The sequence below is a fragment of the Nonomuraea maheshkhaliensis genome (genome assembly GCF_039529435.1).
Taxonomy (GTDB): Bacteria; Actinomycetota; Actinomycetes; order Streptosporangiales; family Streptosporangiaceae; genus Nonomuraea; species Nonomuraea maheshkhaliensis.
In genome coordinates this window covers 1-9,687 of the sequence record NZ_BAAAMU010000216.1, presented here as the reverse complement: position 1 = coordinate 9,687, position 9,687 = coordinate 1, and the positions used below count along the sequence as shown (strand labels likewise).

The 9,687-nt window shown below is 72.4% G+C and carries 12 protein-coding genes; 6 read left to right on the top strand and 6 right to left on the bottom strand.

Annotated features, from left to right (window positions below):
- Nucleotides 1-466 (bottom strand): hypothetical protein (locus tag ABFX54_RS54660; RefSeq protein ID WP_346115256.1); only part of this gene is annotated, 466 nt, incomplete at its 3' end.
- 169 nt (nucleotides 467-635) lie between these two features.
- Complete coding sequence (locus tag ABFX54_RS54655) at nucleotides 636-1,583, bottom strand: aldo/keto reductase (protein ID WP_346115255.1); 948 nt, start codon at nucleotides 1,581-1,583, stop codon at nucleotides 636-638.
- Between the two features lie 64 nt (nucleotides 1,584-1,647).
- On the opposite strand from ABFX54_RS54655, the gene ABFX54_RS54650 reads away from it, so the two are divergent.
- The 6 genes from ABFX54_RS54650 (at nucleotide 1,648) to ABFX54_RS54625 (ending at nucleotide 6,666) form a co-directional block, all read left to right on the top strand.
- Nucleotides 1,648-2,334 (top strand): MSMEG_4193 family putative phosphomutase, encoded by a 687-nt coding sequence (locus tag ABFX54_RS54650; protein ID WP_346115254.1) that lies wholly within the window; start codon nucleotides 1,648-1,650, stop codon nucleotides 2,332-2,334.
- Between the two features lie 9 nt (nucleotides 2,335-2,343).
- Nucleotides 2,344-2,892 carry a DUF3090 domain-containing protein gene (locus tag ABFX54_RS54645; protein ID WP_346115253.1) on the top strand — a complete coding sequence of 183 codons (549 nt, stop codon included), beginning with the start codon at nucleotides 2,344-2,346 and terminating at the stop codon, nucleotides 2,890-2,892.
- Entirely contained in the window at nucleotides 2,889-3,656 is a 768-nt protein-coding gene (locus ABFX54_RS54640; protein WP_346115252.1) for an SCO1664 family protein, read from the top strand. The genes ABFX54_RS54645 and ABFX54_RS54640 overlap by 4 nt, the downstream gene beginning before the upstream one ends.
- 32 nt (nucleotides 3,657-3,688) lie before the next feature.
- Nucleotides 3,689-4,339 (top strand): NRDE family protein, encoded by a 651-nt coding sequence (locus tag ABFX54_RS54635; protein ID WP_346115251.1) that lies wholly within the window; start codon nucleotides 3,689-3,691, stop codon nucleotides 4,337-4,339.
- Nucleotides 4,340-4,349: 10 nt separating this feature from the next.
- Complete coding sequence (gene mshC / locus ABFX54_RS54630) at nucleotides 4,350-5,573, top strand: cysteine--1-D-myo-inosityl 2-amino-2-deoxy-alpha-D-glucopyranoside ligase (RefSeq protein WP_346115250.1); 1,224 nt, start codon at nucleotides 4,350-4,352, stop codon at nucleotides 5,571-5,573.
- A 127-nt stretch (nucleotides 5,574-5,700) separates the two neighbouring features.
- Entirely contained in the window at nucleotides 5,701-6,666 is a 966-nt protein-coding gene (locus ABFX54_RS54625) for an NAD-dependent epimerase/dehydratase family protein (RefSeq protein ID WP_346115249.1), read from the top strand.
- On the opposite strand, the gene ABFX54_RS54620 is transcribed toward ABFX54_RS54625, so the two are convergent.
- The 4 genes from ABFX54_RS54620 to ABFX54_RS54605 form a co-directional block, all read right to left on the bottom strand.
- Nucleotides 6,663-7,637: a UDP-glucuronic acid decarboxylase family protein gene (locus ABFX54_RS54620; RefSeq protein ID WP_346115248.1), complete on the bottom strand. Its 975-nt coding sequence runs from the start codon at nucleotides 7,635-7,637 to the stop codon at nucleotides 6,663-6,665. The two genes, ABFX54_RS54625 and ABFX54_RS54620, sit on opposite strands and share 4 nt — an antisense overlap.
- The gene (locus tag ABFX54_RS54615; protein WP_346115247.1) at nucleotides 7,634-8,506 is read right to left on the bottom strand and encodes a glycosyltransferase family 9 protein; all 873 of its coding nucleotides are present in this window, start codon (nucleotides 8,504-8,506) and stop codon (nucleotides 7,634-7,636) included. Before ABFX54_RS54615 ends, ABFX54_RS54620 begins: the two co-directional genes overlap by 4 nt.
- The gene (locus tag ABFX54_RS54610) at nucleotides 8,497-9,171 is read right to left on the bottom strand and encodes an SDR family oxidoreductase (protein ID WP_346115246.1); all 675 of its coding nucleotides are present in this window, start codon (nucleotides 9,169-9,171) and stop codon (nucleotides 8,497-8,499) included. Before ABFX54_RS54610 ends, ABFX54_RS54615 begins: the two co-directional genes overlap by 10 nt.
- On the bottom strand, nucleotides 9,168-9,687 hold a 520-nt coding region (locus ABFX54_RS54605), incomplete at its 5' end, for an adenylyltransferase/cytidyltransferase family protein (protein ID WP_346115245.1). The genes ABFX54_RS54610 and ABFX54_RS54605, both read right to left, overlap by 4 nt.

Below are 9,687 nucleotides of genomic sequence, written 5' to 3'. Positions count from 1 at the left end.
CCGCCCCCTGGCGGGGCCGGCGCTTCTGCCCGGCCGACGGCTGCGGCGTGGGCGTGAGCCGTTCGACGCCCTGCTGGTTGGCGCAGGCCAGCACCGGCAGGCAGTCCTGCCCCGATCCTTCGGGATCGGGTGTCCGGCCGGACCTGGGCCGCGGCGTCGAGGTCGGCGTGGCCGGCTCGTCGGGGGTGGACCTGGTGGTGGGGACCGCCTGGCCCACGCGGCCGAGCACCTCGTCGGTGGTCTTGTCCAGCCCGTCGGTGAGCGGCTGTGTCGCGCCGCCGGTGAGCGTGTCGACGGTGCCGGTGACCGCGCCCACGACGTCGCACAGCGTGTTGGTCACCCCGGCGAGCAGGCCCCCGTCGCGCGTGCAGTCCTGGGCCGCGGCCGAGGCGGCAGGCGCCGCGACCGGGACGGCCGCCAGCGCCACCGCGAGAACTCCTGCCGAGATCGCGGTCCTGCTCCCCATCCGTCCCCTCCTGCGTCGCTTCTGGAGGAAATCTTTATGGACATCGGACCTCAGACGCAGGCTTTTCGCGGGTAACGTTGCGATTCGGTACCGACTAGTGATACGCGAGAAGGTCTCTCGTTCCCCGGCGGCCGCCTGTGAGCCCTGGGGGCCCTGGGGGCACGGCCGGTCAGTCGAGGGACGACACGTCATCGAGGGCCTCTCGGATCTCTATCGGCAGCACCACGTCCTCCGCGGGGAGGATGCCTTTGAGCTGCGCGTGCGTACGGGCCCCGACGATGGCCGAGGCGATGCCCGGCTGGTCGCGTACCCAGGACAGGGCCACCGCCAGCGGTGACACGCCGAGGCCGTCGGCGGCGGTCATGACGGACTCGACGACCCGGCGCGACCGTTCGTCCAGATAGGGGCGGACGAAGTCGGCGAAATGGGGAGTCGCCGCGCGCGAGTCGGCGGGGATGCCGGTGCGGTATTTGCCGGTCAGCACCCCGCGCCCGAGCGGCGACCAGGCCAGCACGCCGACGCCCAGGTGGGCCGCGGCGGGCAGCAGTTCGCGCTCGGGCTCGCGGGCCAGCAGCGAGTATTCGGCCTGGGCCGCGGTGATCGGGATGCGGCCGGGGATCATCTTCTGGGTGACGGAGGCGGCGGCCAGCTGCCAGCCGGCGTAGTCGCACACGCCCGCGTAGACGGCCCGGCCGGAGGAGACGATCGCGTCGAGCGCGGCCAGGGTCTCCTCCAGGGGCACCTCGGCGTCGTAGGTGTGCAGCTGCCACAGGTCGACGTAGTCGAGCCCGAGGCGGTTGAGCGAGTCGTCCACCGCGGCGATGAGATGGCGCCTGGAGGCGTCGCGCGGCCGCCGGCCCGTCGGCGTCACCACGGCCTTGGTGGAGATCACCAGCTCCGAGCGCGGCACGGAGTCGCGCAACATCCGGCCGAGCAGCCGCTCGGCGTCGCCGCCGGTGTAGACGTCGGCCGTGTCGACCAGGTTGCCGCCCGCGTCGAGGAACGTGCGGAGCTGGGCGGCGGCCTCGTCCGCGTCGGTGTCACGCCCCCAGGTCATCGTGCCGAGCCCCACCCGGGACACCGACAGGCCGCTCAGGCCGACATAGCGCTGCTCCATGATCCCGCCAGGTTACCGTCCAGGCCGATGAAACGTTGTGATCGACGCCTGCGACACTTACGTGATGACCACGCTGCTTCTGGCCCGGCACGGGCTTACGGACCTCACCGGGCCGGTGCTGGCCGGCCGTACCCCGGGGGTGCATCTGAGCGAGGCGGGAAGGGCGCAGGCCGCCGCGCTCGCCGGGCGCGTCGCGAGCGTCAGGCTCGACGCCATTGTCTCCAGCCCGCTCGAGCGCTGCCGGGAAACGGCGCAAGCGGTCGCGGAAGGACGCGGCGCCGATGTCTCGATCGACGAACGTTTCATCGAGTGCGGCTACGGCACGTGGACCGGCCGGCCGCTGAAGGAACTGGCCGAGGAGCCGCTGTGGCAGGTCGTGCAGGCCCATCCGAGCGCGGCGACGTTCCCGGAGGGGGAGCCGCTGGCCGTGATGCAGCACCGGGCCGTGGCGGCCGTCAGGGAGTGGAATCAGCGCCTCGGGAGTAAGGGTGTCTACCTGGTCTGCAGCCACGGCGACGTGATCAAGGCGATCGTCGCGGACGCCCTGGGCCTCCATCTCGATCAGTTTCAGCGCATAACGGCTGATCCGGCGGCCCTCACCGTCATTCGCTACGCCCCCTTGCGCCCCTTTCTTCTCAGGCTTAACGACATGGGGGATTTGAGGCTTCCTGAGGATTCGGAGGAGAAAGACGGGGGAGAAAACATCACCGGGAGCGATGCCGCCGTCGGCGGCGGGCCCGGAACCACGTAAGGTCAGGCTATGCCGGTCTTCGACTACGACCCACCAGAGAGGTTCGTCGCCGGTGCCTTGGGGCAACCGGGCGCACGGGTCTTCTATCTGCAGGCCAGGGCCGAGGGCAGACTGACCACGGTGGCGCTGGAGAAACTGCAGGTGGCCGCACTCGCGGGCAGGCTGGACGAGCTGCTCGACGAGGTGCTGCGGCTCAGCGGGGGCGCCGCCCAGGTGCCGGCGCTGGCCCCGGCCGACCTGGCCGACGACGCGCCTCTCGACGTGCCGCTCGCGGAGGACTTCCGCGTCGGCACCATGGCGCTGACCTGGGACGCCGAGAAGTCGCAAGTGGTGATCGAGGCGCAGGAGGCCGTCGACGAAGACGATCTCGAACGGGCCGATCCCGCGGTGCTGCGCGTGCGCATCAGCGCGGGGGCGGCGCGGGCCTTCACCCAGCGAGCCCTGCAGATCGTCGCGGCGGGCCGACCGCCGTGCCCTCTGTGCGGGCAGCCGCTCGACGCCGCCGGGCACGTCTGCGTCCGTCTCAACGGCTACCGCGGGGGTGAGGCGGCTTCATGACCGCTCCGGAGAGCGAACCGGCCGTCAAGCACTCCCAGCAGCCGCAGCTGATGCGGGACGAGGAGGCGCTGACGCTGCTCCGTGACGGGAGCATCGAGGTCGCGGGCCGCCTGGTCGAGGCGACCAACATGACGCTCTACTGCTCGGTCAAGCTGGGCGCGCGCTCGGCCGCCTGCGTCTACAAGCCCGTACGCGGCGAGCGCCCCCTGTGGGACTTCCCCGACGGCACCCTCGCCGCCCGCGAGGTGGCCGCCTTCGAGGTCTCGCAGGCCACCGGCTGGCGCATCGTGCCGCCCACGGTCTACCGCGACGGCCCGTTCGGGCCGGGCATGTGCCAGCTGTGGATCGACACCGAGCGCGAGATCGACCTCATGCGGCTGGTCAAGAGCCGCAACCCGGTGGTGCGCCGGATGGCGGTGTTCGACGCGGTGGTCAACAACGCCGACCGCAAGGGGGGCCACCTGCTGCCGCTGCCCACCGGCCACGTCTACGGGGTCGACCACGGGGTCTGCTTCTCCGCGGAAGACAAACTCCGCACGGTGCTGTGGCAGTGGCGCGGCAAGCCGCTGGCCCGCGAGGCGGTGGCGGTGCTGGCCAAGCTGGAGCGCGACCTGGAGTCCGGCTCCCTGGGGCGCAGGCTGCGCGAGCTGCTGACGCTGGCCGAGGTCGAGGCCACCTGGCACCGGGTCAGGCGGCTGCTCGACACCGGCGTGCACCCCTACCCGTCGGAAGGATGGCCGGCCATACCCTGGCCCCCCATCTGAGGTAGGTCAAACCCGTTTAATACCCTTTGACCATGTGCACGCTGATCGTGAAGACCGGGCCCCGGCTGACGCTCATGGGCGTGCGGGACGAGTTCGCCGATCGGCCGTGGGAAGGGCCGGGCGAACACTGGCCCGACTACCCGGGCGTGATCGGCGGGCGCGACCTCAAGGCGGGCGGCACCTGGCTGGCCGTGCATCCGGCGGCCCGCCGCGCGGCGGCGCTGCTCAACGGGCACGGCAGGGCGGCCGAGGAGACGACCAAGGTCTCGCGGGGCGACCTGGCGCTGAAGGCCGCGTACACCGGAGAGCTGCCAGAAGGCGACCTGAGCCGTTACGACCCCTTCCACCTGGTGCTCGCCGGCCTGGCCCGGGTGCGGCTGCTCAGCTGGGACGGCGAGCGGGCGGTCCGCACCGACCTGCCCGCCGGCACCAGCATGGTCGTCAACTCGGGCCTGGACGCCGAGAGCGAGCGGGTACGCGCCTACCTGCCCCGCTTCCGCGACAGCGACGACTGGCGCGAGCTGATCCAGGAGGAGCCGTCCGACGACCGCGGCGCCCTCATCATCCGGCACGAGCTGCCCGACGGCCGGCTCTTCGCCTCCCTGTCGGTGATGGAGGTCGTGATCGACCCCGGCGAGGTCACGTACGACTTCGCCGACCTGACCGCCGATCGGGACGGATAGGCTCAAAGGCATGAGATCGTGGTCTGCCCAGAACGTTCCAAAGCTCCCAGGTGAGAGCATTCCGCTGAGTCTCTACGACACCTCCGCCAAGCAGGTGCGGCAGACCGATCCCGGTCCTGTCGCCAGGATGTACGTCTGCGGCATCACCCCCTACGACGCCACCCACCTCGGCCACGCCAACACCTACCACGCCTTCGACCTCGTGGGCCGCGTCTGGCGCGACGCCGGCCACGAGGTGCACTACACGCAGAACGCCACAGACGTGGACGATCCGCTGCTGGAACGGGCGGAGCAGACCGGCATCGACTGGCAGGAGCTGGCCGAGCGCGAGATCGAGCTGTTCCGCGGCGACATGGAGGCGCTGCGGATCCTGCCGCCGCGCGAATACGTCGGCGTCACCGAGGTCGTCGGCCGGGTGGCGGACCTGATCTCCCAGCTGACCGCCAAGGGCGTCACCTACGACCTCGACGGCGACGTCTACTTCAGCGTGGCCGACGCCCCCAAGTTCGGCCAGGTGTCCGGCTACGACGAGGCGGAGATGACCGCCCTGTTCGCCGAGCGCGGAGGCGACCCCGAACGGCCCGGCAAGCGCGACCCGCTCGACTGGCTGCTGTGGCGGGCCGAGCGGCCGGGGGAGCCCGCCTGGGACTCCCCGCTGGGCCGGGGCCGCCCCGGCTGGCACATCGAGTGCACCACGATCGCCCTCGACCACCTGGGCCCCGGCTACGACGTGGCCGGCGGCGGCTCCGACCTGATCTTCCCGCACCACGAGTGCGGCGCCTCCGAGGGGCACGCCGCGACCGGCGAGTGGCCGTTCGCGAAGTTCTACACCCACGCCGGCATGGTGGCGCTCGACGGCGAGAAGATGTCGAAGTCGAAGGGCAACCTCGTCTTCGTCTCCCGGCTGCGGCGCGAGCACGACCCGATGGCGATCAGGCTCGTGCTGCTGGCCCACCACTACCGCGCCGACTGGGAATACGTGCCGGGGCTGATGACCGAGGCCGAGCGCAGGCTGGCCCGGTGGCGCTCGGCCACCGCCCTGACGTCGGGGCCGCCGGCGGAGGAGCTGCTGGCGACGGTCCGTGCCCGGCTGGCCGACGACCTCGACTCGCCGGGCGCGCTGGCCGCGATCGACGACTGGGCCGAGCGCGCCCTCACCGAAGGCGGCTCGGACCCCGCCGCCCCCGCCCTGGTCAAGGACCTCACCGACGCCCTGCTCGGCGTCGCACTCTGACTCATCACCCCCGCTGGGCCCGGCCGGAGACGGCCGGTCCTTTTCTTTGGGGACGGCCCTGGCACGAGAGCCGGCCTTGCCGTGCTAGCCTGATTGTCAGTAGTACTGATGATTTGAAGGGCTGACAATGATCCTCATCACCGGAGGGCTGGGCTTCATCGGCACGGCCACCACCCGCGCCCTGCTCGACATGGGCGAGTCCTGCGTGCTCGTCCAGCGCCGCCCCGCCGACATCCCCGCCGCCTTCGCGGCCGAGGCCGGCGAGCGGCTGTTCGTCGAGCGGGCCGACCTCCACGACGAGCGCGCGCTGCTCGCCGTCGGCGATCGCCACAAGATCACCGGCATCCTGCACCTGGCCGGCTCCATGCCCTGGCCGCCCGGCGGGCACGAGCCCCTGGAAGGGGCGGAGCGGGCGATCAAGAGCCTGCTCAACGTCTACCGGGCCGCCCAGGAGTGGCAGGTGCGCCGCCTGGGCCTGGCCGGCACCATCGGCGTGTACGGCGGCTCCGGCGTCGAGGAGGGCCCGCTGGCCGAGGACCTGCCGCTGGCGATGACCGCGCCCCACCCCATCCCCGGCTTCAAGAAGATCGCCGAGCTGCTGGCCGACCACCTGCGCCAGGTCCTCGACCTGGAGACCGTCTGCTACCGCATCGGAGCCATCTGGGGCCCGCTCGGGCACAATCCGTCGCCGTTCTTCGCCGCGCCCCAGCTCGTCCACGCCGCCGCCCGCGGCACCGCGCCCGACCTGTCGGTGATCGGGGGCACGGCCCACGCGGACGACGGCATCGACCTGTGCTACGTCAAGGACTGCGGCCGCGCCCTCGCCCTGCTCCAGACGGCCGAGCGGCTGCGGCACCACACGTACAACGTGGCCTCGGGACGGCTGACCACCAACGGGGAGGTCGCCGCGGCGATCAGGAAACTCGTCCCCGGCGCCGACGCCGACCTCCCCGAAGGCCGCGGCCCGGCCGGGGGCCGCACCTGGCTCGACACCACCCGGCTGCGCGATGACACCGGGTTCGAGCCCGCGTACGACACCGAGCGCGGGGCCGCCGACTACCTCGCCTGGCTGCGCGCCGGCAACGAGCGCTAGACGACCTCGACCCGTTCGACCGGTTCGAGCCGCCGGACGGCGCCCAGCTCGCTCGCGAACCACTCGATCGTCAGCCGCAGCCCCTCGGCGGCGGGCACCTTCGCCCGCCAGCCGAGCCGCTCGGCCGCCAGCGCGGTGTCCGGCCGCCTGACCCTGGGATCGTCCACGGGCCTGTCGACGAACCTGAGCTCCGACGACGACCCCGTCAGATCCCTGATCAGCGTGGCCAGCTCCAGCATGGTCAGCTCGTCCGGGCTGCCGATGTTGACCGGGCCGGCGAAGTCGCTGCCGGCCATGGCCAGGATCCCCGCGACGGTGTCCTCGACGAAGCAGATCGACCGGGTCTGCGAGCCGTCCCCGCTGATCGTGATCGGCTCGCCGGTCAGCGCCTGGCGGATGAACGTCGGGATGGCCCGCCCGTCGTACGGGCGCATGCGCGGGCCATAGGTGTTGAAGATGCGCACGATCCCCGTGTCGGTGCCACGCGACTGACGGTAGGCCGTGGTCAGCGACTCGGCGAAGCGCTTGGCCTCGTCGTACACGCTGCGCGGGCCGACCGGGTTGACGTTGCCCCAGTACGTCTCCTTCTGCGGGTGCTCCAGCGGGTCGCCGTACACCTCGCTGGTCGAGGCCAGCACGAACCGGGCGCCCTTCTCCCTGGCCAGCCCCAGCGCGTGCAGAGTGCCGACGCTGCCCACCCGCAGGGTCTCGATCGGATAACGCAGGTAGTCGGCCGGCGAGGCGGCCGAGGCGAAGTGCAGGACGAGGTCGAGCCGGTCGGGGACGTGCACGTACCCCGTCAGGTCGCACTCGATGAGCCGGAACTCCGGCCGTTCCAGCAGATGCTCGACGTTGCGCGGCCCGCCGGTGAGGAAGCTGTCCATGCAGACGACCTCCGCACCCTCGTCCAGCAGCCGCTCGCACAGATAGGAGCCGAGGAACCCGGCGCCCCCGGTGACCAGAGCCCTCATGACGTGACCTCCAAGGCAGCCTCGACCACTTCAGATACCTCGATCTTCAACAGGCCCGGGTCCACCCGCTCCCCGTGCGGATCACCCGTCCTGCCCGCCCACAGCGGCACGTGACGCCAGCCCGGCGGCGGCCCCCACAAAGCGGGGGAGACCGGGCCGAACAGCACCACCGACGGCACGCAGAAGGCCGTCGCCAGGTGGGCCACGCCGGTGTCGCCGCAGACCACCAGCCTCGACCTGCTGACCAGGTCGATCAGGTCGGCCAGGCGGGTGCGCCCGGCCAGCATGCGCTCGGGCGGCAGCCCGGCCAGCTCGGCCACCTTCGCGGCCAGCGGCACCTCCGCCTCGTTCCCGGTGACGACCACGTCGTCCAGCGCCGCGGCCACCTCGGCGAACCGCTCGGGAGGCCAGCGCCGGGCCGGGTACGCGGCGCCCGGATGCACGATCGCGGGCCCCGTACGGTCGGAGACGCCCAGCGTCAGGTCCGCCGGGTCGGCGGGGATGCCGTACCACTCCAGCAGGCCGCACCAGCGCCGCACCTCGTGCACGCCGTCCTGCCACGGCGGCCCGGTGCCGAAGCCGATCAGCCGGCCCGGATCGGTACGCCGCAGCGCCTCGATGCTCTGCGGCCCCTTCCCGTGCAGGTTGACCGCGATGTCCGGCCGCTCGAACGGCACCGGCCCAGGACCCGACACGTCCACCTGGTCGTCCACCGCGCCGGTCAGCGGCAGCAGGGGGCCCAGCGCGCGCGGGGCGGCCAGCGTGATGCGGTGCCCGGGAAAGGCCTGGCGCAGGGCCCGCAGGGCGGGCACGGCCGTGAGCAGGTCGCCCAGGCCGAGCCCGCGCAGCGCCAGCAGCTCTAGGGCCATGACGTCTCCGTGGACGGGCAGACCACGAGCTCTCTCACCTCGCAACCCGCCGGCTGCCGCAGCGCGAACACCACGGCCTGGGCCACGTGCGCCGGATCGTTCAGCCCGGCCTCCGGACCCGGTCTGTACTGTTCGGGACGGCCGTCGAAGAAGCCCGTCCGCATGCCGCCGGGGATCAGCAGGGTCACCCCGATCTCCCCGCGCGTCTCGATGGCCAGCCCCCTGGTGAAGCCGACGACGCCGAACTTCGAGGCCGAGTACGCCGAGGCGTCGCTGAGCGGACGCAGCCCCAGCGTCGAGGCACAGGTGACGACCTTGCCGCGGGTGTGCCTCAGGTACGGCAGCGCCGCCCGGACGACCGCGGCCGTGCCCAGCAGGTTCACCTGGATCACCCGCTCCCAGTCGGCGGCCGGCACGTCCTCCAGCCGCCCGCACGCATCGATGCCGGCCGCCGTCACGACGGCGTCCAGGCCGCCGGCCCGCTCGGCCAGCTCGCGCACCGCCCGCTCGGCCTGCCCGCGATCGGCCAGATCCGCCGTCACGTGCTCGAAGCGCTGGTCGGGCTCGCGCACGTCCACGACGAGCGCCTTCCAGCCCTCCTTCTCCACGGCCTCGGCCGTGGCCAGGCCGAGCCCTGACGCGCCCCCGGTGATCAATACGTTCATCGGATCTCCCTGATCAGATTGCTTGTCGAACGCCCCGGCAGCGTGCTCAGCACGACGATCTCCGCGCCGAGCCTGCCGAGGACCTCGGACTCGGGCAGCGCCTCCCCCTCGTAGTCGCCGCCCTTCACCCACACGTCGGGCCGGAGCTGCTCGATGACGGCCGCGGGGGTGTCCTCGTCGAACACCGCCACGGCGTCCACGCAGCCCAGGGCCCGCAGCACCTCGACCCGGTCGTGCACGTCCACGACGGGCCTGGCCGGGCCCTTCAGCCGGCGTACGGAATCGTCGGAGTTGACGCAGACGACGAGCGCGTCGCCCAGCGCCCTGGCCCGGCGCAACAGGCTCACGTGCCCGGCGTGCAGCAGGTCGAAGCAGCCGCCGGTGGCGATCAGCCGGCCGCCGAGCGCCCGGGTGAGCCCGGCCACCTCCAGCGCCGTGCGCGGACGGTCGCCGAGCTGCTGCTCCCGCACCCGTACGGACGCCGCCCCGCCGCGCTCGACGAAGCGCGACGCCTCG

What these genes read in the sequence shown, in the direction of transcription:
- ABFX54_RS54655 (WP_346115255.1), bottom strand. Translation starts at nt 1,583, where the DNA reads ATGGAGCAGCGCTATGTCGGCCTGAGCGGCCTGTCGGTGTCCCGGGTG.
- ABFX54_RS54650 (WP_346115254.1), top strand. Translation starts at nt 1,648, where the DNA reads ATGACCACGCTGCTTCTGGCCCGGCACGGGCTTACGGACCTCACCGGG.
- ABFX54_RS54645 (WP_346115253.1), top strand. Translation starts at nt 2,344, where the DNA reads ATGCCGGTCTTCGACTACGACCCACCAGAGAGGTTCGTCGCCGGTGCC.
- ABFX54_RS54640 (WP_346115252.1), top strand. Translation starts at nt 2,889, where the DNA reads ATGACCGCTCCGGAGAGCGAACCGGCCGTCAAGCACTCCCAGCAGCCG.
- ABFX54_RS54635 (WP_346115251.1), top strand. Translation starts at nt 3,689, where the DNA reads ATGTGCACGCTGATCGTGAAGACCGGGCCCCGGCTGACGCTCATGGGC.
- mshC (WP_346115250.1), top strand. Translation starts at nt 4,350, where the DNA reads ATGAGATCGTGGTCTGCCCAGAACGTTCCAAAGCTCCCAGGTGAGAGC.
- ABFX54_RS54625 (WP_346115249.1), top strand. Translation starts at nt 5,701, where the DNA reads ATGATCCTCATCACCGGAGGGCTGGGCTTCATCGGCACGGCCACCACC.
- ABFX54_RS54620 (WP_346115248.1), bottom strand. Translation starts at nt 7,637, where the DNA reads ATGAGGGCTCTGGTCACCGGGGGCGCCGGGTTCCTCGGCTCCTATCTG.
- ABFX54_RS54615 (WP_346115247.1), bottom strand. Translation starts at nt 8,506, where the DNA reads ATGGCCCTAGAGCTGCTGGCGCTGCGCGGGCTCGGCCTGGGCGACCTG.
- ABFX54_RS54610 (WP_346115246.1), bottom strand. Translation starts at nt 9,171, where the DNA reads ATGAACGTATTGATCACCGGGGGCGCGTCAGGGCTCGGCCTGGCCACG.